Origin of the sequence: Sphingobacterium haloxyli, assembly GCF_002980525.1 — a bacterium.
Classification (GTDB): domain Bacteria; phylum Bacteroidota; class Bacteroidia; order Sphingobacteriales; family Sphingobacteriaceae; genus Sphingobacterium; species Sphingobacterium haloxyli.
Genome location: NZ_PVBQ01000022.1, coordinates 16,229 through 42,419, shown reverse-complemented (window position 1 = coordinate 42,419; position 26,191 = coordinate 16,229). Strand labels below are relative to the sequence as shown.

The 26,191-nt window shown below is 44.6% G+C and carries 17 protein-coding genes; 7 read left to right on the top strand and 10 right to left on the bottom strand.

Going from position 1 to position 26,191, the window contains the following annotated elements; translation table 11 throughout:
* Positions 1-6 precede the first annotated feature (6 nt).
* The 3 genes from C5745_RS18625 to C5745_RS18615 form a co-directional block, all read right to left on the bottom strand.
* Positions 7-1,434, bottom strand: coding sequence for an L-serine ammonia-lyase (locus tag C5745_RS18625; protein WP_105718526.1), 1,428 nt, complete (start codon positions 1,432-1,434; stop codon positions 7-9).
* A 65-nt stretch (positions 1,435-1,499) separates the two neighbouring features.
* Complete coding sequence (locus C5745_RS18620) at positions 1,500-3,161, bottom strand: glycoside hydrolase family 3 protein (protein ID WP_243403394.1); 1,662 nt, start codon at positions 3,159-3,161, stop codon at positions 1,500-1,502.
* Between the two features lie 136 nt (positions 3,162-3,297).
* Complete coding sequence (locus C5745_RS18615; RefSeq protein WP_105718524.1) at positions 3,298-3,840, bottom strand: TetR/AcrR family transcriptional regulator; 543 nt, start codon at positions 3,838-3,840, stop codon at positions 3,298-3,300.
* A gap of 302 nt (positions 3,841-4,142) precedes the next feature.
* Between C5745_RS18615 and C5745_RS18610 the strand changes: the two genes are divergently transcribed.
* Both C5745_RS18610 and C5745_RS18605 read left to right on the top strand, forming a co-directional pair.
* Positions 4,143-5,516 carry a DUF4270 family protein gene (locus C5745_RS18610; RefSeq protein ID WP_105718523.1) on the top strand — a complete coding sequence of 458 codons (1,374 nt, stop codon included), beginning with the start codon at positions 4,143-4,145 and terminating at the stop codon, positions 5,514-5,516.
* Between the two features lie 3 nt (positions 5,517-5,519).
* Positions 5,520-6,545 (top strand): Kelch repeat-containing protein, encoded by a 1,026-nt coding sequence (locus tag C5745_RS18605; RefSeq protein WP_105718522.1) that lies wholly within the window; start codon positions 5,520-5,522, stop codon positions 6,543-6,545.
* Between the two features lie 69 nt (positions 6,546-6,614).
* Here C5745_RS18605 and gltX read toward each other — a convergent pair whose 3' ends face one another.
* Entirely contained in the window at positions 6,615-8,135 is a 1,521-nt protein-coding gene (gene gltX, locus C5745_RS18600; protein ID WP_105718521.1) for a glutamate--tRNA ligase, read from the bottom strand.
* Between the two features lie 59 nt (positions 8,136-8,194).
* On the opposite strand from gltX, the gene C5745_RS18595 reads away from it, so the two are divergent.
* The 5 genes from C5745_RS18595 to C5745_RS18575 all read left to right on the top strand — a co-directional run bounded on the left by C5745_RS18595 (position 8,195) and on the right by C5745_RS18575 (position 12,924).
* Positions 8,195-9,433 carry a sensor histidine kinase gene (locus C5745_RS18595; protein WP_105718520.1) on the top strand — a complete coding sequence of 413 codons (1,239 nt, stop codon included), beginning with the start codon at positions 8,195-8,197 and terminating at the stop codon, positions 9,431-9,433.
* The gene (locus C5745_RS18590) at positions 9,414-9,968 is read left to right on the top strand and encodes a DinB family protein (RefSeq protein ID WP_105718519.1); all 555 of its coding nucleotides are present in this window, start codon (positions 9,414-9,416) and stop codon (positions 9,966-9,968) included. The genes C5745_RS18595 and C5745_RS18590 overlap by 20 nt, the downstream gene beginning before the upstream one ends.
* A gap of 89 nt (positions 9,969-10,057) precedes the next feature.
* Entirely contained in the window at positions 10,058-10,495 is a 438-nt protein-coding gene (locus tag C5745_RS18585) for a hotdog fold thioesterase (protein WP_243403393.1), read from the top strand.
* Positions 10,496-10,765: 270 nt separating this feature from the next.
* The gene (locus tag C5745_RS18580) at positions 10,766-12,046 is read left to right on the top strand and encodes a sugar MFS transporter (RefSeq protein ID WP_105718518.1); all 1,281 of its coding nucleotides are present in this window, start codon (positions 10,766-10,768) and stop codon (positions 12,044-12,046) included.
* A gap of 35 nt (positions 12,047-12,081) precedes the next feature.
* Positions 12,082-12,924, top strand: coding sequence for a DUF2911 domain-containing protein (locus C5745_RS18575; protein WP_105718517.1), 843 nt, complete (start codon positions 12,082-12,084; stop codon positions 12,922-12,924).
* A 43-nt stretch (positions 12,925-12,967) separates the two neighbouring features.
* On the opposite strand, the gene C5745_RS18570 is transcribed toward C5745_RS18575, so the two are convergent.
* The 6 genes from C5745_RS18570 to C5745_RS18545 are packed head-to-tail and all read right to left on the bottom strand — an operon-like array spanning position 12,968 to position 25,970.
* Positions 12,968-15,436 carry a glycoside hydrolase family 2 TIM barrel-domain containing protein gene (locus C5745_RS18570; RefSeq protein WP_165793144.1) on the bottom strand — a complete coding sequence of 823 codons (2,469 nt, stop codon included), beginning with the start codon at positions 15,434-15,436 and terminating at the stop codon, positions 12,968-12,970.
* Positions 15,437-15,456: 20 nt separating this feature from the next.
* Positions 15,457-16,914: a cellulase family glycosylhydrolase gene (locus C5745_RS18565; protein WP_105718515.1), complete on the bottom strand. Its 1,458-nt coding sequence runs from the start codon at positions 16,912-16,914 to the stop codon at positions 15,457-15,459.
* A 20-nt stretch (positions 16,915-16,934) separates the two neighbouring features.
* Positions 16,935-18,359 (bottom strand): hypothetical protein, encoded by a 1,425-nt coding sequence (locus C5745_RS18560; RefSeq protein WP_133166391.1) that lies wholly within the window; start codon positions 18,357-18,359, stop codon positions 16,935-16,937.
* A 19-nt stretch (positions 18,360-18,378) separates the two neighbouring features.
* The gene (locus tag C5745_RS18555; protein WP_105718513.1) at positions 18,379-20,007 is read right to left on the bottom strand and encodes a RagB/SusD family nutrient uptake outer membrane protein; all 1,629 of its coding nucleotides are present in this window, start codon (positions 20,005-20,007) and stop codon (positions 18,379-18,381) included.
* 12 nt (positions 20,008-20,019) lie between these two features.
* Positions 20,020-23,157 carry a SusC/RagA family TonB-linked outer membrane protein gene (locus tag C5745_RS18550; protein WP_105718512.1) on the bottom strand — a complete coding sequence of 1,046 codons (3,138 nt, stop codon included), beginning with the start codon at positions 23,155-23,157 and terminating at the stop codon, positions 20,020-20,022.
* A 23-nt stretch (positions 23,158-23,180) separates the two neighbouring features.
* On the bottom strand, positions 23,181-25,970 hold the full coding sequence (locus C5745_RS18545) for a glycoside hydrolase family 31 protein (protein WP_105718511.1): 2,790 nt from the start codon (positions 25,968-25,970) through the stop codon (positions 23,181-23,183).
* Positions 25,971-26,191: the final 221 nt, after the last annotated feature.

Genomic DNA, 26,191 nt, shown 5'->3' with positions numbered 1-26,191 from the left:
TATACCCTAACATTCGGGCAAACTCAATGGCACTTTAATCGCCAGTCCCCCGTCCGCCGTTTCTTTATATTTTACATTCATGTCCTGTGCCGTTTCCCACATCGTGCTGACCACTGCATCAAGACTAACTTTCGCTTTATCAGGGTTCGAATTTAAAGCTAATTGTGCGGCGGTAATAGCTTTCACAGCACCCATTGTATTCCTCTCTATACAAGGTATTTGCACTAACCCTCCGATAGGATCGCACGTCAATCCCAAATGGTGTTCCATGGCGATTTCGGCAGCCATCAGTACCTGACGCTGGGAGCCCCCCAAACATTCCGTCAATGCACTCGCCGCCATAGCGGACGACACGCCAATTTCCGCTTGGCAACCACCCATTGCCGCAGAAATAGTAGCGCCTTTTTTAAAGATAGATCCAATTTCAGACGCCGTAGCAATGAATTGCATAATCTTATTCTCGTTATTGCTATCATGGAACGTTATATAATACTGCAGTACAGCTGGAATTACCCCAGACGCCCCATTAGTAGGAGCAGTAACTACGCGTCCAAACGAAGCATTTTCTTCGTTGACCGCTAGTGCAAAGCAGCTGACCCAATCCAGTATATAATCAAAATCCTTTCCTCCTTCTCGTATAGCATTTACCCATGATTCATAATCATGGTACGTCCTTTCTTTCAATAGGCGCCTATTCATCTTGGCGGCGCGGCGTTCCACATGCAATCCGCCCGGAAGTACGCCTGTCGTATGACATCCTTTATATATACAATCTCGAATGGCATAGAATATTTGCATGATACCATTTCTAGTTTCCTCTTCGGATCGCCACGCCAACTCGTTCTCCATTACTAACTCCGAAATTTTCAAACCCGTCCGCATACACCACATCATGAGTTCCTGAGCCGTATCCACAGGGAAGGCCAGATCAACTTCCTGTAAAACCCCGACTGTGTCTTGTTCTTGTACAACGAATCCCCCTCCAATGGAATAATAGGTTTCAGAAACAGCAGTGCCATCCTTTAAAAAAGCCTGAAAGGTTAAAGCATTAGGATGAAAAGGTAAACTATCCGCATAGAGAAATAACAGATCCGTCTCATAAGAAAAATTAACAACATATTCCCCGCCCAGCCCCAACTTTCCCGATGATTTGATGTCCTGCACTTTTGGTATCACTTGATGGACGTCGAATGTTACCGGATCATCGCCACTAAGCCCCAGTAACACTGCAATATCCGTACCGTGCCCCACACCGGTTTTCGCTAAAGATCCATACAATAAGATGTGGATGCCCGCTACCCGATGTAGCATTTCTCTAGTTTTCAGAACCTCTATAAAGCGTTGCGCGGCGCGCCAAGGACCTAAGGTATGCGAGCTCGACGGCCCGATACCAACTTTAAACATATCAAAAATGGAGATTCTTTCGTTAACCATGGCCAAAATTTTAGCTTCACAAAGCTATCCTTTAAATGGCAATATCCCAAATGAATCTTGCAGCACTATATCCCCTCACCATAAGCAAATCGCTTATTGACAGTCACTGGCAGCTTACCTTCGGCTTTGGTCTGTCCTAGGAGAACTTTCAAGGCTGCCTTTTGCATAAAATGATCGTTCTGATAGGCAAGAATTATGGTGCCGCTCCGCTCAACGGGCAAATCTTCCATTGCATAGGGATTTGTAAATAGCACGGTTATGGTTCTTCTTCCCCCTAACCGATCGATGAATTCCCGTTCCTGCTCATTTATCTTAATCTCACTTGCCGGACGAGCACGATTATCGTGTATCGCTAAAATGATCTGTGGATACCGACGGACTTCTTTCATCAGCTCTTTCATCTCGTCGGGGGTTTCCTTTCCGGAAATGAAAAACTCTTTTCTATCAGAAAGCTGTACTGCCAATCCTTTTTCAAAGTCCTGTGGTTGATTTACTCCTATAGATACGACCGCTGTTTCAATCTTCCTATCAAAAGACCGGATCCGTTTATCAGACTTCAGTACAGTGATAGCAGCGTCCGCTAGCCGCTGCACCAATGATTTCGATGCGGGCATATTTAAATCATGTACCAAGTTAACTGTATTAACAGGCCGGTATTGATTTAATCCCAACCAATATTTCGCAGCAAGCACACGTTTCACGCGTAGATCTAAGTCTGTCTGTTTTATACGCCCACTCACCACAGCCTTCTCGACTAAACCGATGGCACGCGCACTATTTTCGGAGATTTCCAACAGATCATGTCCAGCTTCAATCGCCATCACATCAGCCTCTCCAGCGGGGAAAAATTTCGTTACGCCCTTCATGTCCATCGCGTCGGTCACCGTTAGTCCACGAAATCCTAATTCTTTACGCAGAACGTCTATCACCACTTTGCGGGAGATAGAAGACGGAATATTCGGTTTCGGATCGAGCGCCGGAATATTCATGTGAGCTACCATGACAGCAGGTGCACCTTGTTGAATCAATTCGCGAAACGGAAAAATTTCTAGACTGTCCAACCGCGCCTTTGAGAACTTCAATTGTGGAAGATCATAATGAGAATCTACATCCGTGTCACCATGGCCGGGAAAATGTTTTAAGGAAGCGATGATTCCGCCATCAAGCATGCCGTCCATGTACGCTTTAGCTTTGCGTGCTACGTTGTATTTATTGTCCCCAAAGGAGCGGAAGTTGATAACAGGGTTCTTGGGATTATTGTTAATATCAACGACCGGAGCAAAATTGAAATGCATACCGATACGCTGGAAATCTCTTGCTACCTGCCGTCCCATTTCATAAATAAGTTTCTCGTTTTGTACAGCACCAAGAGTCATCTGATATGGAAAGGAAATAGTGGAGTCAGGAAGCCGCATACCAAGACCCCACTCACCATCAAATGTGACGAGCAGCGGAACTTTCGATAGCTTCTGGTATTGATTAAACATATGAGCATGTCGTACTGGCCCACCCTGAAACACCACCAAGCCGCCTAGCTGCTCCTTCTGAATCACTTGAGCAACAGAATCTATATAACGTTGTCCTAGGTTTGAATGTGCACGGACAAGAAAAAGCTGGGCGATACGTTCTTTACGCGTAAGCTTCTCAAAAACGGAATCGACCCATGCGTGCTGACTATTGACAAATTGGACGAAATCAGGTTTTTTTTGGCTAAATACGCTTTCCATAAAAAGCGTACAAAAAAACACAAGTATGCAATGAATTCTTTTCATATTCTGTTAATTATCAGAACCGAATTACGCGAAAAAAAAGTTGTTTTCAAAATTTTTGCACCTTCTAACACAGAACACGCACAAAAACGCTCTACAGTAAACGGTATTTATTCTCCAATAATTGTGCAAGCTCCTCTCCGTTGTCCACATCACCATTGGCTTCTTTTTTCCAAAGCATATCAATGATAAGCAATAGACATTGGGTTTCCAACTCGGGGTTTTCGTATCCTAATTCTGAAAAGGCTTTGACCAACACAGGCTGCACAGGCTTCATAAACTGTTCATGTTGCTGCCTGGAGAAGCTATTGTGCGATAACCGCTCTTGCAACTTCCAGAAAAGGGGTTCATCAGAAACCAACTTGTTCGGGAGAAAGATCATGTTTTTCAAAAACTCTTTCGGGTTTTTATAAGTCATCATTCCACGGTGATGGGCGAGTACTCGCCTATAACCCGATTTAATAATGTGTGCCAACAAGGAATCCTTATTGCCAAAATGTTTAAAAATAAGTGCTTCCGATACCCCTGCTCCTAGTGCAATCTCTTTTGTCGACGTATCCACATAGCCCTTCGTCGCAAATAAGGAAAGGGCTACTTTCATTATCTTCTCCTTCCGGCTTAATGTCGTCTCTTTCATGTAGTATTATTTTTAACAAAGATACTATTTTTAAACACGAAGCCCTTTGCAAAATTTTTGAAACAATCGACCGACGTGAATTCGAAAACGTTAACACGGTATTTCACGTTATCATTAAATTACAACCTACGAAATTATGGCCGCAGCAAACAATAAGAAGAAGCTTATTACTTCTATAACCTTATGAATACCATAATAAATTAGTAGTTTTGCAGGGCAAAAGCTAAAAGGGACTAGTTTTAACAAAATATAACACTGATGAACAGTCCCATTTAATTACTTTTGCTAGTCAAATAATAAATATGAATCCATTTTTAAAGAGAAGTATTCACTTTTTTACCATATCATTTTTTACATTCATCATTGTCGCCGCCTGCGACAAAGACATGAGCGTGATGCTAGATAACTCGGCAACGAGCAACGTGGGTGTTACCTTAGTGGACTCTTTCACTGTTAACTCTTCCACTGTTCAGCTTACAGATTTGCCTGCTGCCGGTACAGGCGTCCTCCTTGTCGGAAAAGCCACGGCTCCCGAAACTGGAACTATAAGATCTACATCTTATTTCAGGATTGGATTTTCGACCTTGACGAACGATATTCCCGAGGCAGCCAGTTTTGATTCATTGAGTTTAATAATAAGACCGACTCATAACCCTTATTATTTTGGTGATACAACAGCAACCCAAAAAATCCAAGTCCATCAATTGACAGAACCCCTGGTTACGAAAACGGCTAAACCACGTTTCCCAAACCAATCCTTACCTATATATATAACCGGAGCCACACTTTTTTCTGATCAGACATTCGCTTACGACGCAACTCCTCTTGGAGCAGTTTCCTTTCGTCCACACCTTCATTCGTTAGACAGCTTGAGTATTCGACTGGCCGACCACATCGGACAAGATTTCTTTAACCGGATAAAAGCAGGTGACCTGCAGATGTCTTCAAACGATAACTTTAAAGAGTATTTCAAAGGACTGGCACTTATTCCAGATGAGAGCAATACGGCCGTGGTTGCGTTCCATGACACGTTAGAAGTCAGGGTAAATTATAGCTATGCTGGAACAGACGGGCATTTACGGACCAGCTATAAAACATTCAGCATCGTTGAGCCCGGTTTTCAATATAACAATATTACTACCGATAGAACAGGAACCCCTTTTGAAGAGTTGTCGGAAATCAGAGAGCTTCCAACATCGGCTACAGGAGGACTTACATTTGTCCAAGCGGGTAGTGGCACTGTCGCGAAAATCGCTTTTCCCTCGTTAAAAGAGTTCTTACAAAATGAAAATATTGCGGTCAATAAAGCAGAATTGGTAATCGAAACATCTTCAAGAAGAAATACTATGTATCCTATACCGAATACCCTGATGATGTTTATAGCAGATCGAGATGGGATTCCCACTTCATTCCTGCAAAACCCTTACGGCCAGCAAGGACAATTACAACAGGTTCCATTTGTATCCGGTGGAGAGATGGGGCAAAACGGCACATACAGGTTCAACCTATTATTGTTCTTGCAACAACTTAAATCGTCCGACATATACGACAATACGTCACTCTATTTAAGTGCTACGAGTCCAAGTTTATTCGACTCATTCAACACCGCAATTATAGCGTCGGAGAACGCAAAACCAAAAATAAAATTAAATATATTGTACACAAAATTTAGATAATTTATGAATAAGAAAAATTGGCTATTGTTATTCTTTGCCTGCGCTATTGCTTTCACCTCATTTAATTCCTGTAAAAAAGATAATGATGAGGATACCGGCGGAGATACTGGCCCTACCGAATGGAGAAGATCAGTTGTGTTCGACGGACAGCGCCGTAGTGGCGCCGCGTCTTTTGCAACAAGTGGATCAGGAGCAGCAGCCTATGTTGTCGGTGGATACACTTCCGCAGGATTTGTTAGCGATGCCTTCAAATTCGATGGTTCTACATGGGCACCGATTGCATCATTTCCTGGTCAATCTCGTACCGAAGCCGTAGGGTTTTCTATTGGCGGAAAAGGGTATGTGGGCACAGGGCAAAGCCTTGTTAACGGCGTAAGCGAAGATTTCAACGACTTCTGGTGTTATAATCCAGCTACCGACGAATGGGAAGAAGTAGCGCCTTTCCCGGGTGACGCACGTTATGGTGCCGTAGCGTTTACACTTGGTAACTACGCGTATGTTGGTTTGGGCCGTGCAAAACAAGGTTCGACCGACTATAGCAATTTCTATAGATACAATCCATCCAACAACACGTGGACACCTATTTCATCTCCTTTCAAATATAAGAAAGCGTACGCGTTTGCTTTTGTCATTGGTGATAAGGCTTATGTAGGTGGCGGTCAAGATGGTGGCACGAATGCTTTACCGGAGGACTTCTATTCTTTTGACGGTACGGAGTGGAAAGCATTGAATGATTTAAATCGTGATGATGACAGCTATACGTACGACGCCAGAAAATACGCCGCCAGTGCGTTTACTATCGGAAATTATGGGTACGTAGTAAGTGGTAGAAATGCTAATACGGTTACCAGCACGGTATGGAAATACGATCCTTCCACGGATTCCTGGACAGACAAACATCAAGCGCTTTCAACGGACCCACGTGAAAAGGCCGTGGGATTTTCCTTAGATGGTAAAGGCTATGTAACTACCGGTTTAAATGGAAGCAGATACTTTGACAGCACGTTTGAGTTTACACCTGTCCGATAACTGATAACTGCGGATAAAACAAAAAAAGGGAGCTGACCGCTCCCTTTTTTGTTTTATTCAATTTTACCGTCATTCAAAATACGGCAAAGCCCTCGCTATACGCTTAACAACCTCATCTTTACCTAAAATATCGGCAATCTGGAACACATCCGGCCCAAACTTCCCGCCCACCAACATGATTCGAAAAGGCATCATCAGCTCACCTATCTTCATACCCGACTCCGCAATTTTACCTTTGAAAAACGGTTCTAGAGCACCTGCCGTCCATTCCTGCATCGTTGCAAATTCAGCTGCGATATTTTGAAAGAACACTGTTTTATTATCGTTCCACTTAGGCTTTACTGCATCCACATTGTAATGCTCCGGTCTCGCAAAGAAAAAGGAAGCTTGTTCCCAAAAATCCTCAACGAAGATCAAGCGTTCTTTAACCAAAGTCAGTACATTGGATACGTAATCTAATGCATACAAAGTAATGCCATGTTGCTTTAATAACTCCTCGATTTGCGGTAAAATCTCTGCATTGTCTGTTTTCTTAATCCATTCATGGTTAAACCACTTCGCTTTCTCAAAATCGAATTTCGCACCGGCCTTGCTAATCCGGTCGACGGAGAACTTCGCGATGAGCTCTTCAAAGCTAAAGATCTCTTGTTCCGTCCCATCGTTCCACCCTAAAACGGCTAGTATATTGATAAAAGCAGCCGGCAAAAATCCCATCTCACGAAATCCCTTTGTAACATCACCCGATTTCGCATCAGTCCAATTCATTGCATATACCGGAAATCCCAACCTGTCACCATCGCGTTTACTGAGTTTACCGTTTCCATCGGGTTTCAATATAAGTGGCAGATGTGCCCAAGAGGGCATTTTATCCTTCCATCCCAAGTATTCCCACAACAAAACATGTACAGGCGCAGAAGGAAGCCACTCCTCGCCTCGAAAGACATGCGAAATTTCCATTGCCTTGTCATCTACCACAACGGCCAAATGATAAGTCGGCATGCCGTCTGCTTTTAACAAGACCTTGTCATCGATCAGGCTTGTTTCGAATACAACACGTCCGCGAATCATATCGTCAAAAGAAACCGTCTCCGCTACGGGCATTTTAATACGAACAGTGTACGGATGTCCCTCCGATAACAGCTCGTTGGTTTCCTCTTCGGATAAACTCAATGAGTTGCGCAAGTGCATACGATTCTCATGTGAATATCGAAAATTAGGCTCCTCCTTACGTCGAGCATCTAATTCTTCTGGTGTATCAAACGCATAATAGGCGAATCCATCGCTCACCAGCTGTTCTGCATATTGCCGATAAGAGGCTTTTCTTTCACTCTGTCGATAAGGACCGTACGGTCCTACTTTATCAGGGCTTTCGTCCGGAGCGATCCCACACCAATCCAAACATTCGTTGATGTATTCTTCAGCGCCAGGCACAAATCGAGTTTGATCGGTATCTTCAATTCTCAAAATAAAATCACCTCCGTGATGACGAGCATATAAATAATTAAATAATGCTGTACGTACACCACCGAGGTGTAAACCGCCTGTTGGGCTTGGTGCAAAGCGCACTCTTATTTTTCGTTGCGAACTCATAGTTACAAAATTACACATTTTAAGAATGGCAAAAAATCCCTATTTTGCACACTTTAGATATGAATCAGGACAAGCTATATCAACATAACAATAAACAACGCTGGAAATTCTTTCTTTTTCTGTTTGCGGCCCTTATCGCGGCGGCTTCGTTGCTCTACACCAATTATTTAGTCAAGAGTCTCTCTAAGTCCGAACGTACCAAAGCCGAAGTCTGGGCGATGAGTACACGTAGTATTATGACCATGCCCGATCTCGATGATCAATTTATCAGTTATGTATACGCCGTCCGAGATAGCCTATCTATTCCCGCTATTATCACGGATAGCAAAGGTAATATCATCTTCTGGCGTGATCTTGATCCCACCAAGACCAATATCAAAGACCAAATCGATTCTGCGAATAATAGTTTAGAATACGATCCTGTCTACTTCGAAAAACAGTTGGCCAAGATGAAACGCAACCACGCTCCAATTGCGCTACCACTGGATACCGGTGAAACATGGTCTGTTTATTATTTAGACTCCCTAGCATTACGTCAACTACGTGTTTTTCCTTACCTACAGCTCTCGCTAATTACGATTTTTCTTATCATCGCCTATACGGTTTTTAATTCTATCAAAAAATCCGAACAAAACTTGGTCTGGGTAGGCATGGCTAAAGAAGCCGCACACCAACTTGGTACGCCGATATCTTCGTTAATGGGCTGGCTAGAGCTTGTGCGAAGCAAGTTTAACGCAGAGGACGATAGCTCGTTAAATGAAATGGAAAGGGATGTAAAACGCCTAGAGGCGGTTGCGGATCGTTTTTCAAAAATAGGTTCTATACCTTCCTTGACCAACCACGTGGTGTACAGGGTCATCTATGATTACGTCCAATATTTCAAAGTACGAACCAGTGAAAAAATTACTTTTGAAATTACCGGCGACAAAACCGTAGAAGCGAAAATTAACATTCCGTTATTCGACTGGATTATCGAAAATTTATTAAAAAATGCGGTGAATGCGATTGAGTCCGAAGGAAAAATAACCATAAACATCATCGACAACATTGCAAAAGAGGAAATTTTTATAGACATTAGCGATACAGGAAAAGGCATTCCGAAGTCAAACTTCGACGCAATTTTCCAGCCTGGTTTTACCACACGTAAACGCGGCTGGGGATTAGGACTTAGCTTGACAAAACGCATGGTTGATTATCATCAAGGCCAAATACTTGTTAGAGAATCTGAACTAGGAAAAGGAACAACATTTAGGATTATACTTAAAAGTAATTTACGCTATGAACCCACTCAAGTCTGATGAATATCCTGCAATATACAGTGACTACATAGAAAATGTAGTTGGCGCTGTTATGGATGAATTACACGAGCAAGTAGAAACCTTCCCTGAATTTATTCAAAGTATTCCCGACGATTTAGGCGACTATACCTATGCCGATGGAAAATGGACGATTAAAGAAGTACTATGTCACATTTTGGACACGGAGCGGGTAATGGCTTATCGTGCCTTACGGTTTGCACGCAATGACATGACGGAATTGGCCCCTTTTGAACAGGATGAATTCGTTCAAAATGGCCGTCACAACGAGCGTTCCATAGACAGCATCGAAGAAGAATTTATTCATCTCCGCAAGGCAAATCTCATGTTTTTCAATACGCTTAACGAAACGGAATTAGAAAGGAAAGGCATGGCGTCAGGCAGGCTCATCACCGTCAAAGCTTTCCTTTATGTAATCGCTGGTCATTTGACACATCACCGTATCATTTTAAAAGAACGCTATCTTAACAATGAAACCAATTCCGACACTGTCGGGGGAGTAATTATAAGCCTTTAAAATAATAGATCAGACTGCATAAATTACCATGAACAAAAGAACATGGATGATTTATGCACGCTTCATTGCCGTTAAAAACAATTTATTCAATGAAAATGTCGAAAATTTGGTTCAAAGATTACACATTGGAGGAGATTAACAGTATCTTCCATAAGTATATGACAGGCTATCTCAGCATCCAAGCAACAGAGGTACATGATGATATGCTCATCGCGCGCATGCCCATATCTGATAAAGTGAAACAGCCCTTTGGAATCTTGCATGGTGGTGCTTCTGTTGTATTAGCGGAATCGGTAGGGAGCATCGCCTCCAATCTCATAATAGATCCAAAACATTTAGTAGGTGTTGGTATGGAAGTAAATGCAAATCATTTAAAATCCGTTTCAGAGGGCACGCTATATGCTTATTGCTCCCCACTTCATATCGGAAAAAAAAGCCATGTATGGGATATTAAAATCAAAAATGAAAAGGATGTCCTTATCTGTATTTCCAGGCTTACAGTGGCGATTATAGAAAAGCCTTCTTGAGGAAAAACGCCATCATCTAACTTTTTTAAAAAAAACAAAAATTTTTAAAACTATATTGTCACCCCGTTTGTACTATATACAAATACCATTCGATATGGTTTTATGATACGGTTTAGGTTTTAGAGAGACTTCATCCCCAAATGAAGTCTCTCTATCTTTTTTACTACATGCAACCGTTTGTGTATATTTTTGTGTTCCTATTATCAATATATTTTATTAGTCTTGTAATTCGATTTTTGATAATCACATATTAAATCTAATATTCCACAAATGGATTCGAAAACCTCAACACAACAAGCGGGTCAATCTTCACTAGGACCAATGATTATTATTGCCTCACTATTTTTTATTTTCGGTTTTGCTACATGGCTGAACTCGTTATTAATACCGTACCTCAGGATTGCATGTGAACTCACAGAAGTGCAGTCTTATTTTGTGACTTTTGCTTTTTATATCGCCTATCTAGTTATGGCACCGGTTTCTACCTGGGTATTGAATAAATACGGATTTAAGAAAGGGATGGCAATTTCTCTGGGAGTGATGGCTGTGGGCGCTTTATTATTTATTCCCGCCGCTTATACACGAACATATCTCATCTTTTTGGTAGGTTTATTTACAATGGGAGGGGGTTTAGCCATTTTGCAAACCGCTTCCAATCCATACATTACCATTATCGGTCCAGTTGAAACCGCGGCAAAGCGTATCAGTATTATGGGGATCTGTAACAAGGTGGCCGGAGCTATTGCACCAGTTCTATTAGGATTATTCCTAAACCTTGGCGAAGCAGATAAGATCGCTAAACAAGTAGAGTCTATGCCGGCAGACCAATATTCAGCAGCCTTAGACCAAGTCGCGCTGCAGGTTGTAAACCCTTATATCGGTATCGTCGTTGTATTGGTGCTTCTCGCTATTTGGATTTCCCGCGCAAATCTTCCAGAAGTGAAAGGAAATGAAGAGGAAACGACGGATCACCATATCATATCAGAAGACAAGAAAAGTATCTGGGATTTCCCGCACGTTATATTGGGATTCGTTGCATTGTTCATGTACGTGGGAGTTGAGGTTCTTGCCGGTGATACCATAATTGCTTATGGCGTATCGCAGGGCGTAACTTTAGATAAAGCGACCGTTTTCACCGGATACACCATGGGGGCGATGGTATTAGGTTATATTATCGGAATCATTGCCATACCAAAATATTTTACACAAGAAACAGCTATGAAAGCATGTGCTATCCTAGGCATCCTCTTCACATTAGGGATTGTTTCCACTGACGGTATGCTATCCCTGTCTTTTGTTGCTTTATTGGGTTTAGCGAATTCACTGGTCTGGCCAGCGATCTGGCCGCTAGCATTAAAGGGAGTCGGAAGGTTTACGAATGCCGCTTCGGGGTTATTGGTCATGGGTATCGCAGGCGGAGCTGTTATACCTTTGATTTACGGACAAGTTGCGCACATGGTCGGTTCCCACGCAGCTTATTGGATAGCTCTACCCTGTTATTTGTTTATTCTTTATTATGGTATTGCCGGTCATAAAGTGGGGAAAAGATAAAAAATAAACAATATCTTTACCAAAAAACAAGCTATATGAAAACAACATTTTTCTCATTAGTCTTCGCGGGCGTGCTTTTGTTTGCTGCACAAGAAACAACAGCACAGGCTAAATTTCCACCTGCCAGCAGCACCGCAAAAATCGAACAAGGCATTGGTATCAAAAAGGTCACTCTTGTATACCAGCGTCCAAATGTAAACAGCCGTACGATTTTCGGAGGATTAGTGCCATACGACCAGGTTTGGCGGACAGGAGCCAATGGCATACCTGCTATTACTTTTGAAGAGGAAGTCACGATCGCGGGGAATAAAATCCCGGCAGGGACGTACGGTATCTTTACGATACCCACTAAGGGAGATTGGACGATTATCTTGAGCAAAAAATCGGAGCAATGGGGAGCCTATCAATACAACCAGAGCGACGATTTCCTGCGTTTTCAGGCAAAATCGAAATCCCTTTCGGATAACGTCGAAACCTTTACCATGGCGTTCGAAAACGTTAGGCCTACAGGTGCAGATTTGACGTTATCATGGGAAAATACAAAAGTTTCATTTCCCATTGTTGTGGATCAGTCCAAAGAGATTATGGCAGGTATCGAGGAAGCGATGAAAGGAGAAAAGAAACCTTATTTTGCAGCCGCTCAATATTATTATAATAACAATTTAGATATTAACAAAGCAGTTGAATGGGCGAACGAGGCAGATAAAGACAATACGAAAGCCCCTCATATCAAATATTGGAAAGCACGAATTTTATTGAAAGCGGGTGACAAAGCCGGAGCTATCAAGACCGCAACCGAAGGTGTTGCGATGGCTAAATCCGCTAATAATGAAGAGTATGTAAAGTTGAACTCGCGAGTGCTTGAAGAAGCTAAATAAAGAAGTAAGAGGCGTAGCAGACGTCTACGTCTCTTTACTTTTTCTATTCTACGACCAGTTGTCGGATTCCGCTTCTTAACCCTTTGGCATGCGCCATCACGGCAATCTTGTCGTCCCCTTTATTGCCCTTGACAACGACCAGTAATTTACCGTTATATGCTTTTCGCTTCAAGGACTGAAAGGATGTTCCGTCCGTAGGATTTCCGTTATCGGTAGCGACGACAGTACCGCCAACTTTCGTCTCCACTTCCACCCAATCATTGAAACATGGCACTTCATTGCCTTCCAGATCCACAGCTACAACTTCGAGGAATGCCAGCTCGTGATTACCGACATCTAAGGTGTCTTCCCTATTTTTTATGACAAGGCGTACAGCTTCGCCCGCTGTTTGGCGAGTTGCCCGTCGCATTTCAATTCCGTCTTGATAAGCCACCGCAGTAAGCGATCCCGCTTGGTAAGGCACCCTCCATCGGACGTGTAATTTGTTCTTTTCTTTTGTCTTCCGTCCTTTCGAAATTCCATTTACGAACAGCTCTACTTCATCTGCGTTGTTGTAATACGCCACCACATCCACAGTATCTCCCTGGTGCCAGTTCCAGTGGGGCAGGAGATGCAGCACATCCTTATCGGTCCAGACACTCTGATATAAGTAATATACATCTTTTGGAAATCCGGCCAAATCCACTATTCCGAAATACGAACTTCTCGCCGGCCAGGTATAGGGGGTAGGTTCACCTAGATAATCGAATCCGGTCCAAACATACATACCCGAAATATGAGGGTACGCTTCAAACAACCTTAGACTCTCTTCATGCGTAGACCCCCACGGCGTATGTACGTGGTCGTAAGCCGAGATACTCTTATCCGAATTCCCCCCATCAAAGGGAATATCCCAACGTGTCGGCCATATTCGCATAGTGTCTATCGGAACCAAATCATATTGTCCACGGCTCGCCAAGGCCGACGTACTTTCAGTTACAATAAACTTTCTGCCGGGGTGATCTTCCGGAAACGTGGGCCATTTTCCATGGTTGTAATTGTAGCCGATCAAATCAACTGCAGTCGACATCAGCACAGGATTATCCAAAGACATTTCGTTACTGGCAATGGTTGTTGGCCGCGTACCATCTAAGCTATCGACGATAGCCGCCAACCGGCGAGGGATGGATTCCCCTAATCCGGGATCGTGCCACTGCTCCTGCGCCTCATTGCCCAGGCACCACACAAATAGCGATGGATGATTGCGATCGCGTTTGATATGATCCGCAAAATCACGCTCATGCCACGCGTCCCAATAGAGGTGATAATCAAAAGGGTTCTTATGGTGCTTCCAGACATCAAACGTCTCGTTCATGACAATAAATCCCATTTCATCGCATAAATCAAGAAATTCTGACGCCGCAGGATTATGCGAAGTTCGAATACCATTAACGCCCATGTCCTTCATAATCTGCAATTGCCTAATGGCTGCCGATCGGTTGAATGCCATTCCCAGCGCTCCCAAGTCGCTGTGCAAGCACACGCCCCGTATTTTCATCGGCTGACCATTAATGGAAAAACCATTTTTCACGTCAAAGACAAACGATCGTATGCCGAACACCGTTTCATAGCGGTCCAGCTCTCGTTTACCTTTCCTTAATACAGTAACCGCACGATAAAGCACAGGTCGATCAGTAGACCAAAGTTGGGGGGATGGCACCTCAATCTCTTGTTCAACAACGGTTACTTTTTGCTTTTTGGTAAAGATTTCCGGCGTAACCTTTCTAGCCACAATACAGCCTTCTGGATCGTGAATCCGGGTTTCGACGGTTATATTTCCCTGTTCACGCAGTGCGTAGTTGGTAATCTCAAAGCTCGCATGGACTGTCGCTTCATCTTCGTTAATCAACGGCGTTGTAATGAAGCTACCGTTGTAAGCAATGGCAACGTCCTCAGTGAAGACCAATTTCACATCCCGGTATATACCGGAACCTGTATAGAACCGCGAATTAGGCTGTTGGCTATTATTTACCTTTACCGTGATAACATTTGAAACACCATTTTTATAAACATGATCCGTCAGATCGTACACAATGGGCACATAGCCGTTTGGTCTATGACCTAGATAGACATCGTTAATCCAGATCTCGCTGTTTTCGTAGATGCCTCCAAATACAATATATAGACGCTTTTGCCGATCGGCATCAGAAAGTGCGAATGCCTTCTTGTACCAGCCTACTCCCCCGGGCAGATATGCGGTACCGCTCCTTCCCGGGCTTAAACTGTCGAAAGGCATTTCTATGCTCCAATCGTGTGGCAGGTCCAGATTCCGCCAATCCGAATAATCGGCTGTACTGTTTTTGTAGTCCGTCTCAGCGTCTAGGCGAAATGACCAGCCCGCATTAAAATTTAAAACTCTTCGGCTTTGTCCCTCGACGCCCGCTATTGCTGCGTTACAAATGAGGACGACCGTCGTTACCAGAAGGATAAGTCGATTTCCAAAAATTGGCATATAATGCTTTCTTTTTTCCATAAAAATATTTTGATGTCCCATCATAGCCCCGCCATAATGGCCCCCACACCATCCGGATGGGCAACCGTATTATTGTTTCGATTAAACAGCCCAAAACCATTATTTCCCACGACCCCATTATCCCAATAGAAGGGGATCAATCCGTTGGCTTTGGCAATTTTGGTCACGTAAGTCAGGTAGGCATTTCGTGCATTTTTATGCTGTTGCAAAGCCGTAGCGTCGGCAAGACCCGAGCGCAATATGGCGCCGTACTCCCCTAATATCACGGGAATGCCTTTATCCACAAAATGCGCTTTCATGCGTGCAAAACGTTCATCTACCCAAGATTTCTGTCCCCACGTGGAAACGTTGGAGGAACCTGCAAATGCGCTCCCCCATAAATACTTGCTGCTACCTTCATCTCCGGCAAAATCCCAAGGATCATAATAGTGTACTTCCGCCATCAGCCTGTTGGGAGTCGCATCATCAGGCATTTTCAGGTAATCTATTGCAAACTGTATGTTGGTGTTGTAGGACTGCACGATAAGATTGCGGTACGCATTGCGCCCACCGGTGGAGCGTACGGCGTCGACAAACGTCTGATTATAGGATTGTTGCACCTCGATATGTTCTGCCGTTGGTGTACTGTAATCGGCACGAACCTCGTTGGTTCCCGCAAACAGGAGGTGTTCGTCGTAATCCCGGAAATAAGCGGCAATCTGCTCCCACAGTGCTTTTTGTTTCGCCTTTACCACAACCTGATGCGAATACAACGGGTGTTCTTCCAGCCATCCGCCGTCCCAGTGTATGTTGATAATAGCGTACATGTCATTTTCGACACAATAATCGACCACCTCCTTTACCCGCGCTAACCAAGATACGTTTAGCCTATGCGTCGGACGGTCTTCAATATATCCGCTCCAGGCGCATGGTATCCGAATGGCGTTGAAGCCGGCAGCCTTAACCGCATCAATCAATGTCTTGGTCGTTTTAGGATTGCCCCAGGAAGTTTCGCTGGCTTCCTCCGGACTGGACGCCGCCTCCAGCGCATTACCCAAGTTCCAACCTACACGAAGTTTAGCGGCCAACGCCACAGCATCCGAAGTGACACCCTCCGATATAGGCGGTACGGCCAGCAGATCTTCTCCGTCCTCATGACCGATTGCGGCTTGTATCACATCGACACGCATCGTCATGTTACCCGCGTTAACCATAATGACTGCTTCTCGTTCGGTCGTCCCGTCGTTCGTTGATGCCACGGCATCTATCTTGTGTGTACCACTTTCTCCCCCCGATGAGCTCAAGGTTAACCAGGCTGCCGAACTCGTCACTGACCAGCTTACGTTGCTTTTCACATGAAATGTTCTAACATCACCGATAGCAGAAAAAGAGATCTTTTCGGTAGATACCACTAGTTCTGGTGTACGCTGTGTCGCACTCTTGGAGCAAGAAAACAGCAGCAACACGAGTACCTTCCATAAAATCGTGACATATTTCATTCGCTGTATTTATTTAACATTTAATTCACAGGTGTTGATTCAAACCTATACACCTGATATTCTGGCTTATCCGAATCTCTTTTACCCAGCCAAAGACCGGTGACATGACCAGTAGGATCACGATCGACATCTATTATCCGCAGCATACCTTCGTCGGTTGTAGAAAGTGCTAACCAACCGGATAGCGTGAAAGAAATAACCTGATCAAATACGATATTGTTATGTTCATCGGTAGTATAAACCCCGGTAATATTTCCACCCGAACCATCGGTAAAAATGTAGCGTCCCGAGTTCGTTCCCGTCTTATCCAAGGTCAACGAAATATGCTGAATCAGGTTGGCGTCATATGGCGCCCAGCCGGACGACAGATAACTAGAAGGATCGGACCAGTCATTCAGAAGTTCGCCGGCAAGATTTGTCCAGTTGTAAGGTGTATTAAGTGACAACACCCATTTTTTCATCGTGCTCGTCGATGTCGTCAAATCTTCATTGGCATTTCCCTCATAAGGAGGTTCAGGATCGGGTTGGTTTCCTGGCTCCCAATTATCTTTATAGTCCTTGGAAATAAAATTATAGACGAGCAAACAAGGTTCTTCTCCTGACAACGCTTTATCCCGGATAACAGCCAACTGCATATAGTCTTCGGTTAACGACAAAATGCGAATATTGCCCCAGTCCACCACATGACCGTCTCGTTCCGCGTTATGTAATGGACTCGCATCATTCATGCGCATGGTATAGTTGTCCGTATCAATCATATATGTACCCTGTTCTATGCCACGATTCGACAACATTCTGTGATTAACACGTACACTCGCACCATCTTTCAAAGAAAATGTCATCGTACCATAATCACCAGCAGCCATCAACCAACTATTGCCTTTATAATCGGGTTTCCAATTCCAGGAATCACCGTCTACAGTTTTCCCCTCGGTTACCGTTTCCCAACTATCGTCCATGCCATAAAAAAAGAGCGGTCCTACGAAGTAACGACTCAAACCTTCTTCATCAAGATCGAGATACCATATTTTTTCTTGTCCTACTCCTCCCGACAAGAGTTCCCACAGTTCATGATCAACGAAACCTGCATAGAAATCGTCGATTGTAAATGTCGCTGGTTCTCCAAATACGATACCCCCTCTGGTCTGCACGCCAAATTTCACTTCATACGTGCCTTCGAACGGTATTTTCAAAGTGACCCGGCGTTCCTGGCTCCTCCCCTGCGGATGATCCCATAATGGTGTATAGCGATCATCCATCAGACTCGTCAAGTATACTATATTGGGATTCTCCGCATCATGCTCAATTTTAAACGCTATACCTTCTACCAGATCCTGTGGATTGACATCGATATCGCCCAGTTCGAATTCTTCTGGCGTACACCCGCCCATCCATACACTACCCCAAGCGATGAGCATCGTGCATAATTTTATTACTCGGTTCATAATTTTATCGTTTATAAGTTTAGTTCCAACCATCATTTTGTTGCAAAACACCATTGGACAGGGTAATCTGATTATTCGGAATCTGCATGAGTCCACGCGTGTTGATAATATGCTCTGCATTGATGACAACCTGATCCGGTGCCGAACCACTCGTTACATTTTGAGTCTGCGCAATCCTTGCAGCCGCACTTTCTACACCTTGTCGCAACAGATCCCAATACCGTAACCCCTCAAAAGCGAACTCCAGCCTTCTTTCTTCAAGTATTGCTTCCTTGCTCACCGACAATGCGGGGTAACTTGCACCATAAGCTCGCTGTCTAACCTGGTTAAAGTAATTTTGTGCCTGAGGCGAACCTAGTTCAGCCGCCATCAACAATACATCAGCATAGCGGATAACGAAGTAATCTTGATCTTGCGAGAGCTGAAAGTCATTCTGACCACCTGTATTCGAAGTACCATCGGGCAATGCCGTGGGCGTATATTTCTTGTTCGCAAACCCGGTGTACTCACGCTGATCGTTCTGATCAAATCCACTGACCCCTTCTCCCGCAATATCGATGATAGAGGCTACCCTACGTGTATCGGTATCCGCATAGGCATTAACCAAGCGGGGGTTAACCGTCGCTGCGCCCCAGCCCTGTCCGTAAGGAGAAAAATTGGTGTTTCGCAAACCTAGCATAACTAACCAACGGTTTCCGTCGACAAGACCGTCATAGTTCTGTGTGTTATTAAACTTTTTAGCGAAGACGACCTCGCTATTTCCTTTACCTGCATAAGCCGACCGATCTAAGGCATTACTTGCCGGAACGGGCAAATAGCTTGCAGCAGGCCATAGTCCCTTAAATTCGCTTACTAAACTAAATTCATTGCTATTGATGATGTCTTCCAAACCCGCCAACACATCAGTCCTCTTTACATCGAGATCATCTAGTCCGTAATACCCCGTATAAAATAAGTACACCCGAGCCAACAACGCCTTGGCTGCGTGAGGTGTCACTCGCCCATCATTTGTCGCTGCGTTCGCTTTCGGATATGCATCTGCGGGGATATTCGCTGCAGCGAACATCAGGTCTTCGACAATAAGCCGATAGGTTTCCTTGTAATCTGCTTGGGGTATGTTCTCTCTGGTAGCACTTGTCAGTAGCGGGATACGTTCAAACAAACGCACCATATCAAAGTACATCAGCGCGCGTAGGAAACGTGCCTCCCCTTCTATACGTAACTTGGTTATCTGCGCGTCCCCGAAGTCCGTTTCTTCCATCTTATTCAACAGGGTATTACACCGAAAGATGCCGGCATAATAGTCTGTCCATGTTCCGTCAAATAGATTGTTGTCGGATGGCGACTGAGCGATATCAAAGCGATCCAACACCTGATAAGCTCTTCCATCGGTATGTCCCGTACCGCCGAAGCAGTTGTCTGACAAGATTTCCGACGCCACGACAAAAGAAAGATTCCCGTTGGACGAGGTACGCTGATAACCGTCATAGCAACCTACCAATGCCATTTCGGCATCTTCTATCGTTTTATAGAAATTACTTTCCACAACTTCCGTTATCGGTTCGACGTCTAGAAAGCTAGAAGAACATGCTCCAAAAAATAAACTCGACGCCAATAGTGATGTGTATAATATTCTTGATGTTTTCATTTTTGTCTATTTTTAAAACTTAACATTCAGACCGAACAACACGACCTTAGGCCGAGGGTAATATCCCAAATCAATACCGGATACCCAACCTGATGTGCCGTAACCTATTTCCGGATCCATGCCGTCATACTTTGTGAACGTGAACAGATTCTGTCCCTGGACATATAATCGAATTTGGTTCGCGTACTTCCAGCTCGTCAATTTCGAGAAGTCGTACCCCAACGTGACATTGGCTATCCTTAAAAAGTCGCCATCTTGTAAATATAGATCTGAAAACTGCCAGTTAATATTGGTCTCCGTGACGCGCGGGATTCTATTAGACGTTCCCTCACCAGTCCATCTCTCCAAAATTTGTGTCGTATAATTTGCTTGCTTATTCGCGTGGTTACGTAGGGACTGGACAATCTTGTTTCCGGTTACTCCATAAGCATCTAGAGAGAGATCAAAATTCTTATAATTCACCCCCACATTGAAACCAAAGGTGAAGTTTGGCAAACCGACACCGAGATCAATCTTATCCAACACGTTGATCACGCCATCCCCATTCTGATCAACATATTTTACATCGCCCGGTTTTACGTTCGGTTGCAGAATACCGCGTCCTTGTTCACGCCATGAAGCGATGTCCGCTTCACTTTGGAATAGGCCGTCCGTTTGGTAGCCCCAAAAATAACCAATGGCGTGCCCATTTTGCGCACGATAGAATTCTTCCGAGTTATCGAACAACATATTAATTTCACCATGGATAATGCCGTCTTCCGTCGGGATTGAGCCTACACGATTCTTGTTGTATGCTCCGTTGACCCCTGCTCGATACGCTAATTCCCCTACCTGGCTATTCCAGGCCAGCCCCAGTTCGACGCCCGTATTTCGGACACTCCCGCCATTAATAAAAGGCGCATCCGCGCCCGCAGTAGCTAATATAGGAGGCTGTACTAGCCAATTTTTCGTATTCTTTATGTAGAAGTCAGCGACGACATCCAGGCGGTTGTTCAAAAATTTAGCATCCAATCCCACATTGGTCTGTTCAGAAGTCTCCCAAGTTAATAATGGGTTGGATAAACGCCTAGGGTACGCACCAGGTACATTTACATTGCCCGTACCAAACACGTAATGCGCAGCTGGATTATCCGCAGTCCAGCCTGTGGAGGTATTGATTGGCGAGGCAAACTGAAAGTCTGCAATATCCTGATTGCCCACTTGTCCCCAGGAAGCACGGAATTTCAGGAAATTAACGGAACTGCTCCAGGGCGCGAAAAAGTCTTCAGAGGAAAGTATCCATCCCGCAGACAACGATGGAAAATATCCCCACCTATTGCCCCGGGCAAATTTAGAAGATCCATCGGCCCGCAAGGTCGCATTCAGTAAATACTTTTCTTTGAAGTTATAGCCAAAACGACCGAAATAAGACACTCTTCTATACATATTTTCCGGACGGCCATTGACGAATCGCGTTTCTACGATATTGCCTTCGTCATCCAGATGCGCCTGGCCGGTGGTATTATCGAGATAGGCGTGTGCAAAATCATTGAATTGCGACAATAGATTCCAGTTGGAACCCGATAAGTACGTTCCTTGATAACGCTGCGACTCCATCCCCACCATGGCGGTAAATTGATGATCCGTAGCGACATTAAAGTCATATGTAGCCGTATTCGTCCAGGTCAGGGTATGCCCTTTTCCCATATTTTGATTTACCGTCGTGTGGTCCAGATTATAGCTGAATGCGGAAAACTGAAACAATGGGGTAAAGCTTCGATATTCAGAAGCGGAGTAATTGAATCCGCCTATCGTCTTAATTTTCAAACCGGGTATGAGCTCGATCTCCGCGTAGATATCAGCCAACACGCGTTGTGCGTCGTTTTGGTTATTCGAATTGGTCATCATTGCCCCGTAAGGGTTGCCATCTCCATTGTACCACGGCGAGTTCGAGGTATCGTTGTATGGGCTTCCGAATCGGCCATTGTTAGAATAAACAGGCGATAATGGTGATGTGGCAAACGCTCCACGTAGCGTGTTGTTGTATTGGTTGCCAACGTTGATTCCATTATTGCGGATATAATTGAAGTTCAGATGTTGACCGATAGTTAGGAACTGGTCCAACAATTTGTGTTCTGAGTTGATACGGAAACCGTAACGTTCGTAATTGGAGACATTCCTTCCACCTGCAATTCCTTCCTGCCCGATATAGTTAAGCGACATGGCATATACCGAGTTCTCGGAACCTCCCGTCAGGCCAAGATTATAATTTTGCATTTTCGCATCGTCGGTGAACATATAATCCAGCCAATCCGTATCGGCCAGTCCTTCCATCCCATCGAAATCAATGAGAGCCGATCCGGTGTTCAACGCCTGTTCATTCATAATCGTCTTATATTGTTCCCGATTTAGCAAGGGCACTCTACGTCCGACGTTTTGTACGCCCCCAAAGGCATCGAATGACAGCTGTGTCTTCCCCGATCTACCCATTTTCGTGGTGACAAGCACGACTCCGTTAGCCGCCTGCGAACCATAGATGGCTGCCGATGCAGCATCCTTGAGCACATCGATGGAGACAATGTCCGCAGGATTCAGTATGCTAATATCCCCTCCCGGAATACCATCGATGACATACAACGGCCCAGAGTTACCGATGGTCCCAAGCCCACGGACAACGACTTTCATATCCGCACCAGGCTGACCGGAATTGGCCGTAATCGATACACCCGGCGCCTGCCCCTGTAAGGCCTGCAAAGGATTTAGCTGATTTCGTTTTTCCAAATCAGCGCCTTCCACCCTGAGGTTCGCCCCAGTGTTGAGTTTTTTCTTTTGCGCTCCGTAACCGATGACGACTACCTGCTCTAAGTCAGCTGCTTCTGCCACCAAACGAATCAATAAAGTTCCCCCCTCAGACACTTGGATTTCCTGCGTTTGATACCCCACATACGATACCACCAGCGTCGCTCCGGCAGGTGCATCCAACATAAAATTCCCCTGCGAGTCTGTCGCGGTAGACTCTTGTTGCCCCTTTACCTGAATACTGGCTCCGGTCAGCGGTTCGTCTGTGTCTGCGGACACAACGCTACCGCGAATAGTCTGTGCCCAGACCTGCGCGCTGATAAACAGCATGACAAGCAGGAGCGCATGACGATACAATTGTTGCTTCTTCATTTTATTTTGTTTAAAACTGGTTTTTACCTGATTGTTATACTTGTCGATTTTCCCTGGTAGAAGATGGTCTGCTTTTTTGTGTGTTCCGAATCTATGCCAATTGGTGTTTGCGAAGAAACAAATATCACATGGAAAGTTCTTTTCTGCAGCATCCCATCAAAGCTTCCCTTCCGTTCTCCAATCGTCAGTTTCCCGTCTTGGTTATTATACAGGATACGGATTATACTAGACTTACCTTTCTCGTAATTATAATTATCTCCTTCATCCTCGTACAGATCAAATACACCGTCCGCTCCATCATAAACAAATAAGGTCAGTTCATCTTGCGGGTTTTCATCGGTATACTGCAGTTCCTTTCCGACGGGCAATATCGACCCAGACCGGACGAATACCGGTATACGCACATATGGTGCATCTGCCTGTATCACATGCCCGCCTTCATAATGTTTCCCCGCATACAGGTCGTACCATGCGGCTCCTCGGGGCAGGTAAACCGTTCGCTTCGTCGCTCCTTTTTCGGTAACGGGATTAACCAAAAGCGCTGGTCCCCAGAGGTATTGATCATTGACGGCATAAGTCTGCTGATCCTGTGGAAAATCCATCGCCAGTCCACGAATCATCGTATAATTGTCGAAGAAGGTTTTCGCTGCCAGACTATAATTGTATGTCAAGAGTTTATAACGTAAGTGAATGTAGTATAGCATGCTCGCATAGGCAGGGTGGCCTTCATCCGCGATGTTGAAGGGCTCCCTAAATGGAAATTGGCCGTGCGCACGGAACATGGGCAGGAAAGCACCATACTGGTACCAGCGTGCATTCATCTCCCGCCATTCTTCTAAGTCGTCCTGTGTAGGCTTATGAAAACGCTTCTCTACCAGAAATCCACCCGCGTCCATTGTCCAGTAAGGTGTGCCGGACATCGAAAAATTAACACCTGCTGCGATCTGGTCTTTCATATCATGCCAACGGGAGGCAATATCGCCGCTCCAGGCCGCAGCGCTATAACGTTGTTGCCCTGCAAAATAAGATCGTGTTAAGATAAACACCCGGTTGTTAGGATCTGTCTGGCGTTGCCCTTCGTAAATTCCCTTGGCATTCATCAAAGGAAAAGTATTGTAATAACGTACGGAAGAACCGGTAGCGGGTTGAAACACGGCTTTGCGTTCGTCCAGATTGATATTTGAATGAATATCTGGTTCGCTGGCGTCCATCCACCAAGCATCAATCCCCTTTTTATAAAGCTTATCGTTCATCAAATCCCAAAACCCCTGACGTGCTCCCTCCTGGAAGGGATCATAAAACGTCGATGTATAGCCTTTTCCGATCCAATCTTTCCTTCCGTCATAAATGTTTCTCGAATAAAGCCATCCTTTATCGCTAAACTGGCCATATACAGACGACGCTTCATTGATTTTTGGCCAAACCGAAATCATAACCCGCATATTCATATTGTGCAGGCGCTTAATCATCCCATCGGGATCTGGAAACCGAGCCCTGTCGAACTCGTGGCTCCCCCAATCATGTTCTGCCCAGTAAGACCAGTCTTGCACCATATTATCGATCGGAATACGGCGCTTCCGAAATTCCTGGGCAACCTGTTCAATCTCCTGTTGTGTTTTATAGCGCTCACGGCTTTGCCAGTAACCAAAACTCCAACGTGGCATAATCGGCGCTTTGCCTGATAGGTCGCGATAACCTGATATGACTTCATCCATGTCTTTGCCATAGATAAAATAATAGTCTATCGCGTCGCCGGCCTCCGAAGCGAAAGAAAACGTATTTTTCAAGTCCGTTGGCAATGGGCTCTGCCAGTTCAATGTAAAGTATGATTCACCACCATCTGGAAGCCATTCAATACGGATATCATACGGTTTACCCATCTGCATCTCCTTTGCGATTTCAAACGTCCCCGCATTCCATGATTCCCGCCAGCGGTCTTCCAACAGCGCCCCGTCTATCCATATCCTCGTATATCCAGCATATTTAAAATGCAGCCGGTGCAAGCCAGAATAGGGAGATGTTATCCGCCCTTCATAAAGTACTTTCGCTTCTGCTAGTGCGATGTCCTTGGGCAATTTATGTTGATCAGTTAAATAAGAATAATCGATGATAGACTCTGGTCTGCTCAACCACACGCTATCAGGATGGTCGCGATGCGAATAAGTTGCCGTCAACCAGCCCGCTAATCCTTCCTTGGAGGTAAGCTTAAAGGCGTTCAAGGGTAACAGCGGACGCACATCGCCCGCTGTTGTGATCGAATAATTATGCCACAACAGCCCATAGTTTTTTGTCGACAACAAAAACGGAACACCAATCTCTGTGTTATATTGAAGCAAAGTGACCTGTTTTCCGTCGTTGTAATTCATCACCGCGTTTTGGTGTTGTCCCAATCCATACAATCCTTCGTTTTTATCTACATTAAAGCCTTGATTTAAGGCGTAAAAAGAATCTCCATCGTACGCATCCGGTCTAAAACTTCCATCTACACGTTTTCGCTCTCCCAGGATAATTCTTTCATTTTTGTCCTTAAAAAGGATGCGTCCTGTTCGTAAAGACGTCGCCAACACCAAGTCTTGTGTGCGTAGATAGAGTGTATCCTGGAGCACGTTTATGGATAAGGCATTTAATGAACGTCGCAGAGAATCCACGATTACCAGACTTTCCATAGTGGGAAACGCAGCATCAGGAGGCAAGGCAGTTACGCGAACGATATCATCACGCACTGCGTCGAGATAAATATCCTGATCGACCGAAGTAGCTAATCCAGTGAAGCTGATTTTTACACCAGAGTCTGTTCTTTGATAGGTTGCCATGTCAGGAGATTGTCCGATTGCATGTATGCTGTGAACGAACAAGTAACATAACACCGTAAGACGAAGTTTACACATTATCATATAAGGTTTACGAAATCTGGAGAGCCATTATGGGACGTCTCCTGTTTATAATAGTTATTATTTCCAAAGCAAACATAGGGAGTGTTTTGCTTGCCCGAGGGGCTGTTTTGTTAACTTTTATGGGCTAAAATGTTAACAAA

Coding starts and splice junctions, on each gene's coding strand:
- C5745_RS18625 (WP_105718526.1), bottom strand. CDS start 1,434: ATGGTTAACGAAAGAATCTCCATTTTTGATATGTTTAAAGTTGGTATC.
- C5745_RS18620 (WP_243403394.1), bottom strand. CDS start 3,161: ATGGAAAGCGTATTTAGCCAAAAAAAACCTGATTTCGTCCAATTTGTC.
- C5745_RS18615 (WP_105718524.1), bottom strand. CDS start 3,840: ATGAAAGAGACGACATTAAGCCGGAAGGAGAAGATAATGAAAGTAGCC.
- C5745_RS18610 (WP_105718523.1), top strand. CDS start 4,143: ATGAATCCATTTTTAAAGAGAAGTATTCACTTTTTTACCATATCATTT.
- C5745_RS18605 (WP_105718522.1), top strand. CDS start 5,520: ATGAATAAGAAAAATTGGCTATTGTTATTCTTTGCCTGCGCTATTGCT.
- gltX (WP_105718521.1), bottom strand. CDS start 8,135: ATGAGTTCGCAACGAAAAATAAGAGTGCGCTTTGCACCAAGCCCAACA.
- C5745_RS18595 (WP_105718520.1), top strand. CDS start 8,195: ATGAATCAGGACAAGCTATATCAACATAACAATAAACAACGCTGGAAA.
- C5745_RS18590 (WP_105718519.1), top strand. CDS start 9,414: ATGAACCCACTCAAGTCTGATGAATATCCTGCAATATACAGTGACTAC.
- C5745_RS18585 (WP_243403393.1), top strand. CDS start 10,058: ATGAAAATGTCGAAAATTTGGTTCAAAGATTACACATTGGAGGAGATT.
- C5745_RS18580 (WP_105718518.1), top strand. CDS start 10,766: ATGGATTCGAAAACCTCAACACAACAAGCGGGTCAATCTTCACTAGGA.
- C5745_RS18575 (WP_105718517.1), top strand. CDS start 12,082: ATGAAAACAACATTTTTCTCATTAGTCTTCGCGGGCGTGCTTTTGTTT.
- C5745_RS18570 (WP_165793144.1), bottom strand. CDS start 15,436: ATGGAAAAAAGAAAGCATTATATGCCAATTTTTGGAAATCGACTTATC.
- C5745_RS18565 (WP_105718515.1), bottom strand. CDS start 16,914: ATGAAATATGTCACGATTTTATGGAAGGTACTCGTGTTGCTGCTGTTT.
- C5745_RS18560 (WP_133166391.1), bottom strand. CDS start 18,359: ATGAACCGAGTAATAAAATTATGCACGATGCTCATCGCTTGGGGTAGT.
- C5745_RS18555 (WP_105718513.1), bottom strand. CDS start 20,007: ATGAAAACATCAAGAATATTATACACATCACTATTGGCGTCGAGTTTA.
- C5745_RS18550 (WP_105718512.1), bottom strand. CDS start 23,157: ATGAAGAAGCAACAATTGTATCGTCATGCGCTCCTGCTTGTCATGCTG.
- C5745_RS18545 (WP_105718511.1), bottom strand. CDS start 25,970: ATGGCAACCTATCAAAGAACAGACTCTGGTGTAAAAATCAGCTTCACT.